This window comes from Roseburia sp. AM51-8 (assembly GCF_003478275.1).
In the GTDB taxonomy this organism is placed as follows: Bacteria; Bacillota; Clostridia; order Lachnospirales; family Lachnospiraceae; genus Pararoseburia; species Pararoseburia lenta.
In genome coordinates this window covers 185,943-204,198 of record NZ_QUEY01000001.1, presented here as the reverse complement: position 1 = coordinate 204,198, position 18,256 = coordinate 185,943, and the positions used below count along the sequence as shown (strand labels likewise).

The window sequence follows — 18,256 nt, the reverse complement described above, 5'->3', positions numbered from 1 at the left end:
TTCATACCTCCTTAAATAAATGCGTATGACAATTTTTCTATCCCCTCAAGTTCTGTTAGTTGCTGCAATGATTTCATTGGTACAACACTCCGTTCTATATATTCCTTGATTGGAAACATTGCCTGCATATCTGACTGCACATACGCATTTTCTCCTGCATCATTATATGCATTGCACACAAACATATAATGTTCTCGATTTCTTATATCCATACATTGTTGCAAATAATATGTCTTATACACAGCAAATTCATCCTGTAAAACAATCATAATCACACGATCTGCATCCTGCAAGATTCGCAATCTTTCATTCTCATATCCTGATTCCAAATCCACAAAAATATAATCATAGTCACCACTATCTCGAGCATCTTGAATCAGTTTATAATAAACTTCAAACGAAAGATTTCGGGCATCTAACGTTGTAGTAAGTGGCGGAAGATATGAAAACTTTTCTTTCCTAATAAAGCATTTGATTTTTTCATACACATTTACTTCACGCAGTGCACGATAGCCTTCTCCTGGCAAACCACTTGCATCTTTTAGATAATACGCAAAATTTTGCACTGACTCCGTATTAATATACAAAATACGCTTATGCTTGTTTGCCAGACACCCTGCCAATGCTAAGGATACGGATGTCTTCCCACATCCGCCAATAGCCGAGTAAAATGCAATCACTTCTGTATTTTTCGTATCCTCAGCATATCCTTGCAAAACCTGTTCACTCATATAAGTCACTTCGTTATACAATTCCCGAATGCTCATGTATTTATATACTTTGGTTGTTGACAAATCCTCTGTGCTACCATCTTGTTTCTGTTCATCTGTAAGCACAAATAAATGACCTATATTATGCTTTTTCAATTCTGACAAATACATTTCCTCATCAACAATAAATATTTCTGCCGTAATTGGATGATTGAGATAAGATTGAAAATATGCTCCATCTGAAATCACTTCAAGTTCAATCTGATCACCCAGCTGTTCTAAAAATTTGTACTCTAAGGTTGCTAAATATTCCTCATCCATATCGGCAATTACAACTAAAGGTCTTTCCATCATTCTATCCTCGTATAATAAAATCCATATTTGCTATTCGAATACGGTTTCCTGGCATTATATTCTGCGATACATTTGCCACTAATTTCTTTCCATCTACATAAGTTCCATTTGCACTCCCCAAATCCGTAAGCGTCAATAAACTTCTTTGTTTTACAAATTTACAATGCACGCGGCTTACAGCTGGATTGTCTGTTATCACACCATCAACGCGTTCTTTACTTTTCCCTATAACATATTCCTGTTTATCTATAAGAAAAATATATGGATTATTAACTCCTTCTAACCTCCACTCACCCATCGGCATCACAGCATCATTTGTTCTTATTCCACTTGAGTGCATAATATGTTCTTCTGCCATCGCCTTTGCACTTTGATTAAGTAGTTGCGTCTTCAATTTCTCTGTTGAAGTTAACTGCATGCCATTCATGTCACTGCCAATATTTGCAACCATACTTCCTACTTGTTGTAACGTCAAGGTTGCATCCTTTAAGATTTGAAGCAATGCTCCTGTCTTCGTCTCAGACATCGGATAACGTTCTTCCACTAAACGTATCAATTGAGATTTTAACTCATTTTCAAAAATATTCTTATTTTTTCTGATCTTTTGCTCAGATACAGGCAAATAGATAATTCTCACCTTCTGTTCTGTACGGTCAACAAAAATATGTGTCAAACGATTATCTACAAATGCCATATTTAAAAATCCCAAACTTTCAATTTGATTGATGGTCTGCGTTAATTTTTCAATCAATAGACAAAATCGCTCAATGCTAATTCGTCCACATAGATCATATACAGATTGATACTCGCTAGTAAAATACACTAATTTAGTCTTCCCATTGTATTTCAACTTATAACAATGAAATAGTGCTTGATTTTCTTCATTCTGCATAACTCTAAATCCTATATCATAGAACAGATTTTCACTCTCTAATACATATGCCGTTTCAATATCATTTTCTACCTCGGTTACTAAACCTTCAAAATATTCTTCCATACTCATTATTCCTTCATCACTTGAAACACAATATTTGCAATACGAAGTTGATCCCCTCCGTTCAGTTTACCTTTCACATGTCCAATTAGTAATTGTCCATTAATATATGTATGGTTTGTCGAACCCAAGTCCTCTACGAACAATTCTGTCTCCTGTCTATATAAGATTGCATGATGCCGGCTCACTGCTCCACTATCTAAAACCAAGTCATTATCTGTACTCTTCCCAATACAGTATTTTGTTTTATTAACTATTACTTCCTGTCCACTGACTTCATTCACTAATTTCCACATGGATGATTCACTTTTATGATTATTGTTCTTTCGATCTCCTATATATCTCACATCTGCTTTATTTAACTTACAAGCATCTATCCGTTCTATTTGCTGATATATCTGGGGATAATTCTCAAGAATATAGGTTTCTACAACCTGAACGGTCAATTGCGCATTTCCTTCTATATATTTGAGAAATTGATTAAACTCTTTTATTGCTTTTCGATCTGTTGTTGCCACCATCCCTCTCAACTGACGAATGAGTTGAAAAGGATTTCCATTCATACCGGGGCTCAGTTCTCTTAAATATAGAAAGCACACTTCTTCTGTCATTTTTTTTACAAAGATAAGATTGGGTTGATATATAATATTTTCCTGTGGTACTCCACATATCTCGGCGCTTTTAACTATCTCAAGCACTTGAACAATAACAGCATAAAATTGATATACTGTTATCTCTCTTTTTAAATATTCTTCAAGTGACTCAACCTTTGGCATCTGATATACGATTGTTTTTCTTTTTATTTCTGTTGGAAAAAACAATCCTCTGATATCCTTATCCTCCAATAGATAAATATCATTTTTCGTCATATAATCCTTTGGCAGTCGTTTCCAAATTACAGTTGTTCCATTTTTCTTTTTCTTAATTTTATTTGTAGCCACCTTTGCCCCACTTTTTACTCTATTCTTCTACCACAAATGTAAATTCTTCCCCACCAAACACCAAAACATCTCCATTTTGAAGCAATTCTGCATTATTCGGCATCAAATTTCTTCCATTCAAAACTGTCCCATTCTTAGAACCGCAATCTGTCACTGCATAGACTCCATGGTCTATTGTTATCTTTGCATGCTGGCGGCTTACATCGGTATTATCACGAATCGCAATATAATTATCCGCAGAACGTCCAATGGAAAACTCATTGCCGACCAGTTGCGTTTTACTAGCATCCTTTGTTCTCACCAGAAAAACATCCGGTTCTCTCCGAAGGACGGTCGTCTCCGGTTCTACAAACTCCGGTGTCTCCTGCATGGATGGGTTCAATACGGTCGTTCCCTCATCCTCATATCCCAGGACGGTCGTCCCCTCATCTCCCATCACATCATTCTGTGGCTGCGGTTGGAATCCTCCCATGGATCCCGCAAAAATCTGTTCCTGCATACCCATACCGGTCATCGGATTTATCATACCATTCTGTGGTTGGCGCACCTGCTTTAAATAACCTTCCAACTCCTGCAACTGAGTATGCGAAGACACAAATGCTCTAACTGCTGCAATTGCATCTGCTGTCCCTTATCCTTAATTTTCGCCAGCGATATGATCTGCATAAAGAATGCCAAAATATTGGGTTGCGGTTTGTTGGTTATATAAGGTTCATAAATCATAAAAACATCATTGGACATGGGACGAACAAAGACATAATTCACATCCACCAGCAAGTTCTGAATCATTAACTGATTGTTTCCCACCTGATAGATAAGTCCAATAATTCTATCAAACACGTTGTATATCTTATCCAGTGTGCCTTCTTTTGCCAGATACTTTTTGAGAGGTACACAGGTTGGTGCCAAAAAGGACATTTCGTTTGCCATATCCCATCTAGGTTTCATAAAACCGGCGATCTGACCTCGGTCTAACAAGCCCATCTCCCTCTGATTTACCTGTAACGCTTCCTTCTGTCGATAGGTAACTGTTGTAAAATCTCCTCGATTACTCACCTTGTAATTTGCCATAATTTTCTTCTCCCATCCGCTGTATTTTTATGCAAGCATTTCCTCTGTATGAAGAATCATAATACTATCGCACACCTTAAAAGATACTTTCTCTCTTGTAGGACTGCTATTTAACAGTGTGGTTGCATCGCCCTCAGATGATAACAAGGTCGTTGCATTTTCCTCTGATGAAAGAACTGTTGTTGCAGCATCCTCCTGTGTCAGCAATGTTGTCGCATTATTATCTGTATCTAATAATGTTGTTGCATTTTCATCGGACATCATATATTCCTGCTTGCCAGCCAAATCTGTTGCCTTGTTCTCTTCTTTTGCTTTTTTTCTCTTATCTATCAACTTTGATTTGCTAAGATTGGTTGATGTTGTCATGCCATGTGGAATCTGCTTTTTCTCGTGAGAATCCTCTGACTGTTTTGTTTCTGCACGCATCGTCTGTACTTCTCTTGCTACAGTTTTTCCTGTTAAGTCTCCGACAACACCGCGAATGTCAAGTCGGAAAAAAAGTACAATTGCAAGAACAAGACATACAGCGGCAAGTACAAAAGCACCAATAGCTACATACATTAAAATATTCGCACTACTCATTACTTACCACCTGCTCTCTGTAGGCATTTGTAATCGCATCCTGTACAGATACCGCCCTACTTTTTAATTCTGATTGAATATCTCCTGTGGTGTCAGATGTTGTCTCCATAGCATTAATATCCTTCGTCACTTCTTCATACACGGATTGCATATCGCTCTGCTCGATACCATCGGATTTCAATTTCTTTCCATAGGTCTCAATGGTGGAATATGTCAATTTGTAAATCTCCAATTGTACAAACTCATTGGCATTCTCAAGGTTTTCCACATAAGACAGCAGTTCCTTGATATTGTTCCAATATGCCTCATACTGACCTTGATCAGATGCCTCCTGCACATTCATCGTAATATCACGATTAAACTCTCCGATAGCAGCATATACCTTACTCATCTGATAATAAGATGCATTCTCATCACCATACTGTACTGCATCATTGAACCACTGAATTGCACTCTTCATTCTTGTGACCTGATTATCCGAACTTCCACCATTACCGGAATTTCCGTAATCGTAGTAATACCAGTATAACTTACCTATTTCAAACGCAAGTTCAGGATAACCATCCTGCTGACGCAAGACATCGTCATTCGTTGTGATCTGACTGGTCAAAATATTGGATTCATCGACGGTAAAGACCGCATCATCTTTCATTGCCTCGATCATACCGGTATACGGCTCGATCTGTGATGGTTTAATGTTGATTGCCTTCTCGTAATAATCTATCTTTTCCTCCGCAGTGGCTGCTTTTTCTGCCTGTAAAATGTTCTGATCGTAATCCGCATTATTGATATTTGAGCGAACCAGTAAGCAGACTATACCCACTACAAGAAAAGTCAGTGCTGACATCACAGAAGCCATAAATTTATGCAGTTTTTTCTTCTGCATGTTTCGATACGCTTCACCGTATTCATTATAATGTTTAAACGCATAAATCAGTTCAGCACAACTTTGAAAACGATCTTCCGGCTTCGGCTGGATACATTTTTCAATAATGTTTTCCAAGCCCGGATCAAGCATAGGATTCCAAGTTCTGATCGGGTCCATATTGTCATACGGAAATTTACCTGTCAAAAGATGATATAGCGTTTTTCCCAAACAATAAATATCCGTTCTGGCATCCGTCTGTCCCTGACCTCCGAACTGTTCCGGTGCTGCATATCCTCTGGTACCAAGACTCTTGGTGTCCTCAATGTTATCCTCTTTATAGGTTCTGGCAATACCAAAATCGATGATTTTGATCTTGTCATTATCCCAATTATCTCCCTCTGTGCGAAGCATGACATTTGCCGGTTTCATATCACGATAAATGATAGGATGCTCTCTGGTATGCAGATACTCCAGTGCCTCGCACAGTTGAATTGCCCACTTTATTACTCGCTCCTGTGGCTGTGGTCCTTCCTTTGCCAAGATTTCACCTAAAGTCTGCCCCTCGACAAAGTCCTCCACAATATATATAACATCCTCCAGTTCGATAATGTCGGTTATTCTTACGATATATGGGTGATCCAAAGATTTGATCATGTTCGCTTCCGCGATCGCACTTTGCGATACCGCCTCATCATTTTCATCTCTGGCGTTCTTCTGGATTTCCTTAACTGCCCACTGTTTATTTAATCTCTGATCTCTGGCAAGATATACTTTTGACATACCACCCTTACCAATAAGTGTCAGAATTTCATATTTTCCATCAATAACTTGTCCTATTTCTGCCAACTTCCTGCTCCCTTACCACACTTTTGCAAGCAACGCTGTGATGTTATCTTCTTCTTTTCTCTGCTTATTTGTTTCAACCAGATATACCAGTTGATTTTTTGCTACCGTTGCGTCAGTGCAAACCGACGGGCTCAGATTTACACGGATTTCATCGTCAGTCAATACATGACGGAATCCGTCACAACACAGCATATAAATGTCATTTCTTTCAGTTTTACCTTCCAGAAAGTCAACATCCACTTGCGGTGATGCACCTACACATTGTAAAAGTGTATTTCGTCTCGGATCTGACTTTGCCTGTTCAAGCGTCATACGACCTTCGCGTATTTCCCTTGCGATAAATGTCTGATCTGTTGTCAACTGTGTAAGTGATGTATCCGTGATTCGATAAAGCCTAGTATCCCCAACATGACATACCAGATAAGTTCCATTTTCCAAAAGCAGAAAAGATGTGACCGTAGTTCCCAACTGAATTCCTTTTCTTACACCATAATTTGTAATTTCCAGATTCATCTTTTGTAGAATGGAATCCCACTGTTTTTTAATCTTTCCTTTAACATCTTCTTCCGCCAAAACATATGGAAGTTCCTTTTCAAACCACTCGTCAAATGCACGTATTACAGATGCACTTGCCACTTCGCCTTTTGCGAGTCCCCCCATACCATCACATATGGTCATAAGAAGTATTTTCCCCTGATTTGTTTCTGCTGTTTTGATTAGTAAACTATCCTGGTTTGTTTTTTTCTTAATTCCAATATCTGTGTGATACGCATAGAAATTCTGCATATACTTCTGCTCCCTTATTCCTATTTTTAGGTACAACAAATACCCTGTCATCCACCTGATAACAAGGTATCTGCCATAATATTCTACTTGCTTTTCTTTTCCTTCTTTGGACGGAAGCGTAAACTTCCAATGCCTCCGTTGATAACGATAAAGGCTGTAAATCCACCTACTGCTACTACGCCGACAATCGTACCTACCAAAGCCTTTGTATTATTTAAGAAGCGGACAAACGCATTTGTTGTTACGACAATGCCGCTCACTTCCTGCGTCAAAGAGTTGCCTGCTGCATCAGTCGCTACGACAGTGACCGTCTGCTTGTCGGTAGACTCTGGGATGCTAAAGGTATAATTGTCATTTGATACCTTTGCCTCCACTTTCTCACCATTTAATTCAATAGAAACATCCTCCAGAACAAGGTTATCGCTTACATTCACAGTTGCATCATAATTCGTCGCATTGTAGTTGCCGTTTTCTTCCAGATTTGTCATGGAAATGACCGGCGCCGTTCCATCCACACCAAAGGTAATCTCAGCATCCTTGCCCTCGGCATCATTTTCATTTACATTTCCGGCAGTATCCTCAGAATACACAGACACAATATAGGTACCATCCGCATCAAAGACATCTTTTGGAATGGTATAGGTGTATCGGCTCCAAGAACCGCCACCACCTGCATTTGCCACCTGATAGTCACTGCCTGCCGTAAGAGTCTTCGGTGTTCCATTGGTACTTACAACAATCTTGGAACTTCCCTCTGTCAGTGTATTTACATTTGTCTCTGTAAATACGACGTCAATCGGCCCTTTGATATATTTTCCCTGAATCTCCTTCAAACTGTCATCCAGTTCATAGTTAGAACCAAAGCGGTTGACAGAGAAGGTAATGCTATCTTCAAAGTTGTTACCCGCCATGTCCGTAATGGTTGCTGTCAGGGTATAGATATCATCCACTTCTGCTGTGTGTTCAAAATCACTGTAAGTAATGGTCTGACCATTGTTAGAATCTCCAGCACCACTGCCATAATTTACCTGTCCCTGATTTGCACCAACCAGAGTAATATTGACATTATTGCTGTCATAGTTGACATCTTCAAATGTAACCGTCGGTTCCACCACATCATTGTAAGATGCCTGATCTTCTACACCACCAAAGGTAATAGTAGGTGCGGTCTGATCAACTACAAATTCTGCTACCGCATATTCCGGCGCAGCATTTCCTGCCTGATCCTGTGCATTTACAGTAAACTGATAATCCCCATCTGCCGTAAAGTTGATTGTTGCGGTATGCTGGTCTCCATTATCTGTCCATCCGCTGATTCCCGGAAAGGCAATGGCTGTCCCATCATTTGTTGCCGTACCACTGACAGTGACACGGGACGCATCAAAGTAATGCTCATTGACAGTGATCGTAACTGCTCTGCTTTGTGCAAAATAATGGTCATTGGAAGCACTGTTATTGTCAAAAGTAACACTGATCGATGGTGCTGTCTTATCGACCGTAAAACTCTGTGTTGCGACAAGGTTTCCTGCATTGGAAGCCACATCTGCGTATGACATATCCATGACATAATCACCATCTGAGGTAAAGGTAAGTGTTGCAACATGTGCACTGTTATCCGGATTTTCTGTATCCAAATATTCTGTCCATCCCGATAACGATGGGGCATTTCCAGCACTATTTGTAATATTTAATCTAAAATCATTCTCATTAAAATTTCTTTCTCTTACGATTATAGTAGCGGTTCTATCGGCGCGATAGCGATTTCCACTATCTACATTGTTGTTGTCATAACTAACACTAATAGATGGCGCCGTCTTATCTATACTGATAGTCCTGCTAAATGTCTGTTCAATTCCCGCTTTATCACGTATCGTCACAGACACCGTAATATTGTTACTATTGTTCGTAACAGGGATACTTCCGGTCATTTTTGTTGCCATTCCATTAGCATCTCTTGCTGTTTCCCAGCCTTCTGTGCCAGGGAAAATCGTTGCTTCTGTATTATTCTCCGTATTATATGGCGCAATAACTGCATAAGAAATACTTTCAATGCCAGCATATGTATTTACGACATCAACTGCGACAGATGTATCCTTTCCATATAGTGGATTACCAGTTGCATCTGATACACCAGTGGAGCTTGTTGTCATAACTGCATTACCTGTAGTTCCGTTGGTTACCACAATGCCCTTGGTCTGATAGACACTCTTATTATTTACCTTGTCATACACAGTATAGGTAACCATGCCCTTAAACGGAGCTGCGATTGCAACACTTGCTCCAGCCCCACTTCTTGTCGTTCCGTTTTCATCTGCGACTGTATATGTAATGCTTCGTACACCTGATAAAGCATCAATAATATCTGCTGTCATCGTAACGGAACCAGCATGAAAGAAATACTGGTAAGTATTATCTGCTCCCTTTGCATCAATTGTAGTACCAGCAACTTGTACATTGTTAATTTCCGCGCCAGCCTTGTCTTGCACAAAATGTATTGTTTTTACTGCGGATGTATTACCTGATAAGTCCGTTGCAATAATTGCGACATCACCATCTGACTGATTTAACCATCCATAAATAGTAGATCCTGTCAGTTCAACTTCCCACTGCTTCACAGATTGCTTTGTGATGTCTACCGGATGCTCAGTCTCTCCAGTCTTTACCACCAGACTTACAAGTCCCTCATTATCCTGACCAACAATCTTTAGGTTCGCATTATCCAAATCTCTACTATTCTGATAGTAAAAAGTCGGATCAGCATTCGGATTGGCTATTGTCGTCGTACTCTGATCACCTGTGATCGTAGCAATGATGGTAGGCAAACTGCTATCGTAGGTAACCGCCTTGTTATCCGTGTAAAGTCCAACCGGGCTTTCCGTCGTATTTCCCTGTAAGTCCATTGCAACAACCGTAAACCAGTTATCGCCATCGTTTAATGCAACATTTTTAAAGGTCACCTTGCCCGTTTTTGAATCATATGTCGCATTTTCGGAAGGAAATACCGCACATACTTCCGTATTATTTAACAACTGGATCTTTGCGACACCTGACTTATCATCCTTAACGATCGTGCTTACTGTGACCGGTTTATTACTGGCATCAATATAATACTTATCCCCTGTCAATGTTGCTGTCTGTCCAGATTTTTTCAAAATACTGGACTCATCTGTTGTGAATTGTGGAGCAACATCATCTTTTTCAAAAGTCAATGTCCTAATCTCTGATTCATTGCCTGCTAAATCTATAACTTTTACTGTACAGGTAATAACAGACACATTTTCATCAGATACATTGAAGTTCAACTTCACCCGCTCATCTGTGTGATACACTATATCTTCACTTGCATCTACAAATGTATGCGTGATTTTTCCTGTATTATTATCCGGATAATTTGTGTCTGATAATGTAACTCCAGATGTTTTTGTCTCAATTTCATAGGAACGCATACCGATATTATCAGTCAATCCTACATCAACGGACAACTGATCTGTATTTTTATAGTAAAACGTATCTGCTTTTTGTGTCAGTTTTGAGTTCTCAGCCGCAGTCACGTTTGCCACTTCCGGCTTTTCCTCATCGTAACGAATATGCGTCTTGTTATCACCTGTCGAAGTTCTATTTCCAGCATTGTCCACTACTTCTGCCGTAATCTCATGATCCGCTCTTCCAACGTCCTTTATTGTAATTGTATATGTATTTCCGCTACCTTCTTTTTTGACAGCATCACCATCAATAACTTGCTCTACATTATCGACATATACTTTAAAAGTATCTGCATTAATGCCAGAGATGTCCGTTTCATTATCTCCGGCTTCATCTTTTGCCTTAACTGATACTTTCACTGTTCCTTTTGAAAATATCAACGATCCATGCTTTTCATTGACCGTGATTTCTAACTTTGGCGCTGTCTCATCCTTGGCAAATGCACAATGCACTACCCTTTCATTTCCAAGGAAATCAAGCGCCTGAATATAACACTTGGCTTCTGTTTGACTAAGCAGAATGTTCTTTTCGATAGCAAGTGAAAATGTACCATCCTGTTGCAAAGAAATCTCTGTTGCTTGCGTCCAGTCGCTTGGTTCGCCAACGCTCAGCATATACTTAACGCTCTTTACGCCGGTACCATCATCCTGAATCTTTCCTCCGACCTCTACTGTGTCTCCTGTCTGATTGCCACCGATCCATACCTTTTGATCTGTCGTCCAACTACTTCCCTTTGCATCTTTGATCGTTGGAGCCTCATTGTCCTGTTTAAGTGTTAATGTGTAACCGCTAATCATAGCCGCATAAGAACCAGCCCCTTGATCGAATGTATAGAATGTACCCTCAAATGATGTACCAATACTCTGACTAGGCTTAAAATCATATGATGTTGCACCATTTCCCGTCGCACTAATTGTCACTCTGGCATTTGTCAATGTAAGGGCATCTTTTGTATAGAAAGAAGTATCTTCTTTATAATACTTACTACTATCAACGCCAAACACACTGAGTTCTTCTACTGGCTTTGTTGTCACCGGTGCAAAAGAAACCTCTATGGTATCGTTTGATTTACCCTCTGTATATGCATAAGGGATATCATAAGATCCATCTGCGTTGATATTATTAGTAGCAAATGCCAACTCGACGTCTGACACCTTAACAGTAGACACATAATATCCAACATTCGGAACTGCAACAAAAGTTTTGTTCGTTTTTACATTTATTGATCCGGAAATCTCTTGACCATCACACAATACCTTTCCATGATTTCCTACTATCATACCAATGTCTGTACCTGATTCTACTTTCTCTTGTACAAACAGCGTATCTTGGAGGATCAAGCTTGTATCTGCGAAATTCCACTCTCATATGTGTATGTAAAATCACTTCCACTCACTGTCCAGCCATCCATAGGAGTCGTTTTCAAGTCATAGCCTGTGTTAGCGCTTACGGTGACTGTTACCGTAAGTTTTGTGTCTGCAGTCACCTGATACGTATTTTCATCATTCGCATCGCTGCTAACTACTGTAGGCTCATTTTCTCCCTCTGCCACTTTCACAGCACTAACCGAGCAATTGCTAAGGCCATTTTTGTCCACAGTAAGCGTAATCTTGTTCTCCAAATTATCCGCACCCTCAGCAATAACCATCTTTGCCGGCGTCATCGTCACCACAAGCAACAAACTCAGCAACAGTGCCAATGAACGTTTTCCTAGTTCTTTTTTCATCTTTCGTCTCCCTTTCTTGTATGAAATACTTCTTAATTTCATATTCTTCAAATTGTGAAAAGAATGTGACTATTCTGTGATTATTTCCATTTTAGACCAAATCGGTCTAAATGTAAACGGAAAAACTCTATCTTCATATAATTCGTGTAACGGAGGCAACTATGAAAAAACGATATGAACGCATACGATACTTACGCGAAGAAAATGATCTAACGCAGGAAACACTCGCAAAACAATTAAACATCAGCCAACGTGCTTATTCCAGATATGAAACTGGGGAACGTGCCATTCCCTTGGATGCCCTATGTACATTGGCTAACTATTATCATACAAGTACAGATTATCTTTTAAACCGCACCGACATCAAAGACGCTTACAGTTGAACTGCATGCCTGAATCGATTTCTTATCGTTTTAAGACTGATGCAATCGCTCGATAAACAGCAATAAAAAGTGCAGGAAAGCCTTCTTCAGGTTTTCCTGCCACTTTTATTTCCCATCATATTTTCTAGTTCTTAAAACTATGTACCGGTGCCGGAATGCGTCCTTTGCGGTTTACAAAGGCATCACATCCATACGGATTGACCGGCATAATCGGTGCATATCCCAAAAGTCCACCAAACTCTACGGTCTCGCCTACGCCCTTGCCAATAACCGGGATCAGACGAACAGCGGTCGTCTTCTGGTTGATCATACCGATCGCCATCTCATCTGCGATGATACCAGAGATCGTCGTTGCCTTGGTGTCGCCCGGAATGGCGATCATATCAAGTCCTACGGAGCAGACACAGGTCATTGCTTCCAACTTCTCTAATGTAAGCGCACCTGCGGTAACTGCATCGATCATACCCTGATCTTCGCTAACCGGAATAAAGGCACCACTCAAACCACCAACGTATGAAGATGCCATGATACCACCCTTCTTGACCTGATCATTTAAAAGAGCAAGCGCTGCTGTTGTTCCCGGTGCTCCTGCATACTCCAGACCGATCTCCTCTAAAATCCCTGCTACACTGTCACCGATCGCCGGTGTCGGAGCCAGGGACAGGTCGATAATACCAAACGGAATACCCAGACGCTTGGATGCCTCCTGTGCGACCAACTGTCCTACACGCGTCACCTTAAAAGCTGTCTTTTTGATGGTCTCACAAAGGACTTCAAAACTCTCGCCACGCACAGCTTCCAAGGCTGTCTTTACAACGCCCGGTCCACTGACACCGACATTGATGATAGCATCTGCCTCGGTCACACCATGGAAAGCCCCTGCCATAAATGGATTGTCATCCGGTGCATTACAAAATACCACCAGTTTGGCACAACCAAGAGAATCCTGTTCCTTGGTATATTCTGCGGTTTCTTTTACCATCTGTCCCATCAGACGGACAGCATCCATATTGATACCGGTCTTAGTAGATCCCACATTCACGGAACTACACACGAAATCTGTGCATGCCAATGCCTGTGGAATAGAACGGATCATATTTTCCTCTGCAGGCGTCATCCCCTTGGATACCAGTGCGGAATAGCCACCGATAAAATTCACGCCCACGGTCTTTGCCGCGCGATCCAAGGTCTTTGCGATCGTCACATAATCTTCCGGGCTCTTACATGCTGCGGAACCAACCAGTGCGATCGGGGTAACGGAAATACGCTTGTTTACGATCGGAATGCAATAATCGTTCTCGATCTCCTTACCGACTTTGACCAGATCCTTTGCTACGGTCGTGATCTTATTGTAGATGTTGGTATTTAACTGATCCAGATCCGAATCCATACAATCTAAAAGGCTGATACCAATGGTAATCGTACGCACATCCAGATTTTCCTGTTCTACCATTTTGTTTGTCTCGTTGACTTCACCAAAATTAATCATGATACTCTCCTTTAGATTCTATGCATTTTTTCAAAAATCTCTTCACGCTGGCATTTTACATCAACGCCAATCTTTTCTCCCAATTCACGCAGATCTGCCTGGCACTCTGCAAAAGGTTTTTGACATGCAGCAAAATCCACGATCATCATCATATTAAAATAATCCTGTACGATGGTCTGTGAAATATCCAGTACGTTGATGCCATTCTCTGCCAAGTATGTGCAGATTCCTGCAATAATGCCTACGGTATCTTTGCCTACTACTGTGATAATTGTTTTCTGTGTGTTTTTCTCCATGTCAATTCTCCTTTTATTTTTGATCTATGATTATAGTTGTATAAACTATAACACCAATTTCAGTTTCTGCCAAATAAAATCTGTCTTTATCTAAAGCCGGATCAGACTGGATGGTCTGTCCCTCTTTGCCACCTCGATAGGGAAATCATTGCCCCGGTACGGATTATCCCCTAAGGAGATCTCTAAGCGGACAGTCTCATATGCCAGTTCATCATAATTATTTTCTTTGGACAGATGTCCCAATAAAATATGCTGCATGCCATCGTGAAGGATCTGTCCCAATAACTGTCCGCTGGTCTCATTGGACAGATGTCCCCGCTCACCCAGGATGCGCTGCTTTAAAGGATAGGGATAAGCCCCCACCTGCAACATATGGATATCATGATTTGCCTCAAGCAGCAGGGCATCCAAGCCCTCCATATGTGAGACAATATCAGCATCATAATAGCCCAGATCTGTCACAACGCCCACACGATGTCTGCCATCTGAGACAAGATAGGCGACCGGATCTGCTGCATCGTGTGAGATCGACATAGGATAGATCTCCAGATTTCCAATGAAAAAGGTCTTGCCCGCCTCGATCACATGAAATAAAGACGGATCGATCTTTCCAACCGATGATGATTGCAGGATGGCATCTGCCGTCCCCTTTGTCGCATAGATCGGCAGTCCGTATTTGCGCGCGACCACGCCCAAGCCCTGTATATGGTCACTATGTGCATGTGTGATCAGCACCCCATCCATATCCGATGTGGTGTAATCATATGTATTCATTCCCTCCTCAATACGCTTGCCGCTGATCCCGGCATCTATCATCACGTGGCACTGATCGCTTCCCAGACAGATGCAGTTGCCACTGCTGCCACTGGCTACACTAAAAAAATCCATCTTATGACTCTTTCCAATAAACTAAGATATCATCCCCCTCGTGAAGTTCGTCTGAATATCCGCACGGCGCGCCATTGATCGTCGTTACGATCGGTCTGCCGCCACCCGCGTGCACATCAAAATCGATCACATTGAAGATGTCTACAAAAATATAACTGCTCTTGCCACTCAAATATACCGGTTCATGGTTGACTGTTACATGCAGCCCGGCTTCTTCAGGTGCTTTTTCCTCTGCGGCGGTTTCCTTTGCCGGACTATCTCCGCCGGATGCACCTGCGCCCGCCTGCTTTGCCTCGTCAGGGGCTTCTGCCTGCGTGCCGCCATCTGCCTGTGCCTCAGAACCAAAGCCGTATTTGCTGGCATGTTTTAACTGATCTAAGATATTGCTCGCCTGGCTTCCTGTCTCCTTTGCCTGTACCGGCGCTGCACCAAAAGCAAGTACCGTCCAGTCGATCGAGAAATTCTCATAGATCAAAGACTCCAGCGTAGCCGGTCGGTTGTTGACCAGGATCTCACGATCCGGGTCGATCTCCACATCCATAAACTCTGCCAACTGACCTACGGTATAAAAACTACGGGTCTCGATCACATCGCCCTCCTGAATCTCATAAGAGCCCGGCTCTAATGAACCATTGACCTCCATGAACTTCGGACACATCACATGTTTGCCACAGACTTCAAATGCCATGGTATTGCCGACATACTCGTCCAATTCCTCGATCGTGCAGACTGCTTCCTCTCCTGCCGTTGACGGCTCTATGGTAATAAAACAGTTAAACTCAAGCGGCGTATTCATACCGACAGTCACATCATTCATCTTGACCACAGCAGACTCGCCCTCGCCGCCACGCACCATACGAGGCGTTCCATTGACCGTAAAATGGATTTCACGGCCACGGCGCGGGAATAGTTCCTCTGTCGTAAATCCTGCCTGCATAGCGGCATCTACGACTGTCAAATGACCATTGTCATATAACTTCATCATTTCTCCGTTGAAATGGATCATGATAAAGTTGTTTTTCTGCTCATAATAGTTGAGGCAGATACCGATCGGTGTCACAAGCAGCGGATCCTTTTTGATGCCTTCCTGCTCAAAAATGATATTCTTCATGACTTCCTCGCCACGGAGGGCAACACGCTCCGGTACGATATCCAGTTTCTTGGCAAGGGACTCTGTATAGCCGTGGATCTTGCCACCACCACCAACGATAAATGCCGCACTAACAGACTTATCGCCATTCAGTTCGCGGATCTTGTTTGCTACTTCTGTCGTCATTTTCTCACGCACGACCTCAGTCAGTTTCCATACTTCCTCTGCAGATACAGTATGGGAGATCCCCATGATGTCCTCATAGGTCACTTCGTCTAAAGTACTGGAATCCAACTTGATCTGCTCTGCGGTAGCAAAGTCGACCAGATATGCCTGTACGATCACTTCCGTCAACTCATCACCCGCAAACGGGATCATGCCATAGGCGATGATGCTTCCATCTCTGGTGATACAGATATCGGAAGTACCGGCGCCCACATCCACCAGTGCGATATTTAACATCCTAAAATTCTCTGGGATTGCCACATTGATAGCAGCAATAGGCTCGAGGGTCAGGTTTGCCACCTGTAGTCCTGCACGCTCTACCGCAGAATACAATCCATCTACAACATCTTCCGGCAGGAAAGTCACAATGATGATCTCGTCGATCTTGTTTGCCTTATGCCCTTCCAGACTGGAGAACAATTCATCATTCAGATAATATTTCATGACAGAATAACCGACACAATAGAATTTGTATCTGTTATCGCCCTCAGCAAGCAGTTCCTGCTGCGCCTGATCGATCCCCATCAGATCCAAGGTATGTAAGTCTTCGCCCGTAACAACCGTTTCTTCCGGATATTCGTAGGTCACCTGTGTTGTCACCGTACGCAGGACACGACCAGCCGCCGCGATACATACCTGTGTCAGGCTTGTCCCGATCGCTTCTTCCAAGACCTCCTTGACCTCACGGATGGTATCTCCCACGCGCCCGATGTCATGGATCTGTCCGTCCAACATGGATCTTGTCTGGTGTTCCCTCACACACTGGGCGATCACATGAAAGCCGTCGTCCGCCTGATAGCCCACCGTTCCGACGACATTTCGCGTTCCGATATCCAGTCCAAAAATGATATCTTCCAATGGATTCTTTTCATTCATAAATCTGCTCTCCTCTATCACTTTCCTATCCTAAGATCTGCCGTACCTGTGCCTGCGTCCCTTCCATACTTCCACTGCTGTCGATCACATGGGCACATGCCTGCCGAAAGGCTTTCTCCGGCATCTGGCTGGCGAAGATCTGATCTATCTTTTCGTCCGTGTAACCTCTGTCACGTTTCAGACGCATCCTCCGCTCGTCCTCTGAAGCATAGATATACCACAATTCATCACAGACTTCCTCGTAATGATCCTCTAAAAGAAGCGCTGCCTCGAAGAAAAAATAGTCCAACCTGCCTTGATTTCTCGCCTCTTTGACCTGTGCCAATACACATTCCTTGACCGCAGGATGGACAATGGCATTGACCTGTGCGCGCACCTCTTCTTTTGAAAAAAGCAGGCGCGCCATGCTCTCTTTTTCTATCCGTCCGGCTCCATCAAAGACCTGATAAGGACTTAGCAGGTCTACCAGCGCACCGTAGCAGATGCTCCCTGGCTCCATCAATGACTTTGCCAGATCATCTGCTAAAGCAATATGACATTTGTAATTTTCCTTCAAATACGCCAGTACCGTCGACTTTCCGGCACCGACACCTCCGGTGATCCCTATAAACTTCATAATCTACTCCATTGTATCATTTTCTACAGGCA

At 42.1% G+C, this 18,256-nt stretch carries 16 protein-coding genes; 1 reads left to right on the top strand and 15 read right to left on the bottom strand.

Annotation, left to right across the window (positions count from 1 at the left end):
• Nucleotides 1-11: 11 nt before the first annotated feature.
• From DW996_RS01085 to DW996_RS01040, 10 genes are all read right to left on the bottom strand, one after another.
• On the bottom strand, nt 12-1,064 hold the full coding sequence (locus DW996_RS01085) for an AAA family ATPase (RefSeq protein ID WP_118534611.1): 1,053 nt from the start codon (nt 1,062-1,064) through the stop codon (nt 12-14).
• Between the two features lies 1 nt (nt 1,065).
• A complete protein-coding gene (locus DW996_RS01080) occupies nt 1,066-2,061 on the bottom strand; it encodes an FHA domain-containing protein (protein WP_158575139.1) in 996 nt (331 codons plus the stop codon).
• A 5-nt stretch (nt 2,062-2,066) separates the two neighbouring features.
• A complete protein-coding gene (locus DW996_RS01075) occupies nt 2,067-2,999 on the bottom strand; it encodes an FHA domain-containing protein (RefSeq protein WP_118534609.1) in 933 nt (310 codons plus the stop codon).
• 19 nt (nt 3,000-3,018) lie between these two features.
• Nucleotides 3,019-3,594, bottom strand: a complete 576-nt coding sequence (locus DW996_RS01070; protein ID WP_147403505.1) for an FHA domain-containing protein — start codon at nt 3,592-3,594, stop codon at nt 3,019-3,021.
• Nucleotides 3,552-4,070, bottom strand: coding sequence for a DUF6382 domain-containing protein (locus DW996_RS01065; RefSeq protein ID WP_118534607.1), 519 nt, complete (start codon nt 4,068-4,070; stop codon nt 3,552-3,554). The genes DW996_RS01070 and DW996_RS01065 overlap by 43 nt, the downstream gene beginning before the upstream one ends.
• Nucleotides 4,071-4,097: 27 nt before the next feature.
• A complete protein-coding gene (locus tag DW996_RS01060; protein ID WP_118534606.1) occupies nt 4,098-4,652 on the bottom strand; it encodes a hypothetical protein in 555 nt (184 codons plus the stop codon).
• Complete coding sequence (locus tag DW996_RS01055; RefSeq protein WP_118534605.1) at nt 4,645-6,366, bottom strand: serine/threonine-protein kinase; 1,722 nt, start codon at nt 6,364-6,366, stop codon at nt 4,645-4,647. Before DW996_RS01055 ends, DW996_RS01060 begins: the two co-directional genes overlap by 8 nt.
• 12 nt (nt 6,367-6,378) lie before the next feature.
• On the bottom strand, nt 6,379-7,152 hold the full coding sequence (locus DW996_RS01050; protein ID WP_118534604.1) for a PP2C family protein-serine/threonine phosphatase: 774 nt from the start codon (nt 7,150-7,152) through the stop codon (nt 6,379-6,381).
• Nucleotides 7,153-7,235: 83 nt separating this feature from the next.
• Complete coding sequence (locus DW996_RS01045; protein WP_147403504.1) at nt 7,236-11,915, bottom strand: Ig-like domain-containing protein; 4,680 nt, start codon at nt 11,913-11,915, stop codon at nt 7,236-7,238.
• Between the two features lie 56 nt (nt 11,916-11,971).
• Nucleotides 11,972-12,361, bottom strand: a complete 390-nt coding sequence (locus tag DW996_RS01040; RefSeq protein ID WP_118534602.1) for a hypothetical protein — start codon at nt 12,359-12,361, stop codon at nt 11,972-11,974.
• Nucleotides 12,362-12,522: 161 nt separating this feature from the next.
• Here DW996_RS01040 and DW996_RS01035 point away from each other — a divergent pair, with 161 nt between their 5' ends.
• The gene (locus tag DW996_RS01035) at nt 12,523-12,744 is read left to right on the top strand and encodes a helix-turn-helix domain-containing protein (RefSeq protein WP_118534601.1); all 222 of its coding nucleotides are present in this window, start codon (nt 12,523-12,525) and stop codon (nt 12,742-12,744) included.
• Nucleotides 12,745-12,868: 124 nt separating this feature from the next.
• Here DW996_RS01035 and DW996_RS01030 read toward each other — a convergent pair whose 3' ends face one another.
• From DW996_RS01030 to coaE, 5 genes are all read right to left on the bottom strand, one after another.
• Nucleotides 12,869-14,233: a PFL family protein gene (locus DW996_RS01030; protein ID WP_118534600.1), complete on the bottom strand. Its 1,365-nt coding sequence runs from the start codon at nt 14,231-14,233 to the stop codon at nt 12,869-12,871.
• A gap of 11 nt (nt 14,234-14,244) precedes the next feature.
• Complete coding sequence (locus tag DW996_RS01025) at nt 14,245-14,529, bottom strand: ACT domain-containing protein (RefSeq protein WP_118280878.1); 285 nt, start codon at nt 14,527-14,529, stop codon at nt 14,245-14,247.
• A 90-nt stretch (nt 14,530-14,619) separates the two neighbouring features.
• Complete coding sequence (locus tag DW996_RS01020) at nt 14,620-15,417, bottom strand: MBL fold metallo-hydrolase (RefSeq protein WP_118534599.1); 798 nt, start codon at nt 15,415-15,417, stop codon at nt 14,620-14,622.
• Between the two features lies 1 nt (nt 15,418).
• Nucleotides 15,419-17,608, bottom strand: a complete 2,190-nt coding sequence (locus tag DW996_RS01015; RefSeq protein ID WP_118534598.1) for a cell division FtsA domain-containing protein — start codon at nt 17,606-17,608, stop codon at nt 15,419-15,421.
• A gap of 25 nt (nt 17,609-17,633) precedes the next feature.
• Nucleotides 17,634-18,224: a dephospho-CoA kinase gene (gene coaE, locus DW996_RS01010; RefSeq protein ID WP_118280875.1), complete on the bottom strand. Its 591-nt coding sequence runs from the start codon at nt 18,222-18,224 to the stop codon at nt 17,634-17,636.
• Nucleotides 18,225-18,256: the final 32 nt, after the last annotated feature.

Bases quoted from the DNA above. Each gene is read 5' to 3' on its own strand.
- DW996_RS01085 (WP_118534611.1), bottom strand. From the start codon at position 1,064: ATGATGGAAAGACCTTTAGTTGTAATTGCCGATATGGATGAGGAATAT.
- DW996_RS01080 (WP_158575139.1), bottom strand. From the start codon at position 2,061: ATGGAAGAATATTTTGAAGGTTTAGTAACCGAGGTAGAAAATGATATT.
- DW996_RS01065 (WP_118534607.1), bottom strand. From the start codon at position 4,070: ATGGCAAATTACAAGGTGAGTAATCGAGGAGATTTTACAACAGTTACC.
- DW996_RS01060 (WP_118534606.1), bottom strand. From the start codon at position 4,652: ATGAGTAGTGCGAATATTTTAATGTATGTAGCTATTGGTGCTTTTGTA.
- DW996_RS01050 (WP_118534604.1), bottom strand. From the start codon at position 7,152: ATGCAGAATTTCTATGCGTATCACACAGATATTGGAATTAAGAAAAAA.
- DW996_RS01045 (WP_147403504.1), bottom strand. From the start codon at position 11,915: ATGATAGTAGGAAATCATGGAAAGGTATTGTGTGATGGTCAAGAGATT.
- DW996_RS01040 (WP_118534602.1), bottom strand. From the start codon at position 12,361: ATGAAAAAAGAACTAGGAAAACGTTCATTGGCACTGTTGCTGAGTTTG.
- DW996_RS01035 (WP_118534601.1), top strand. From the start codon at position 12,523: ATGAAAAAACGATATGAACGCATACGATACTTACGCGAAGAAAATGAT.
- DW996_RS01030 (WP_118534600.1), bottom strand. From the start codon at position 14,233: ATGATTAATTTTGGTGAAGTCAACGAGACAAACAAAATGGTAGAACAG.
- DW996_RS01025 (WP_118280878.1), bottom strand. From the start codon at position 14,529: ATGGAGAAAAACACACAGAAAACAATTATCACAGTAGTAGGCAAAGAT.
- DW996_RS01020 (WP_118534599.1), bottom strand. From the start codon at position 15,417: ATGGATTTTTTTAGTGTAGCCAGTGGCAGCAGTGGCAACTGCATCTGT.
- DW996_RS01015 (WP_118534598.1), bottom strand. From the start codon at position 17,608: ATGAATGAAAAGAATCCATTGGAAGATATCATTTTTGGACTGGATATC.
- coaE (WP_118280875.1), bottom strand. From the start codon at position 18,224: ATGAAGTTTATAGGGATCACCGGAGGTGTCGGTGCCGGAAAGTCGACG.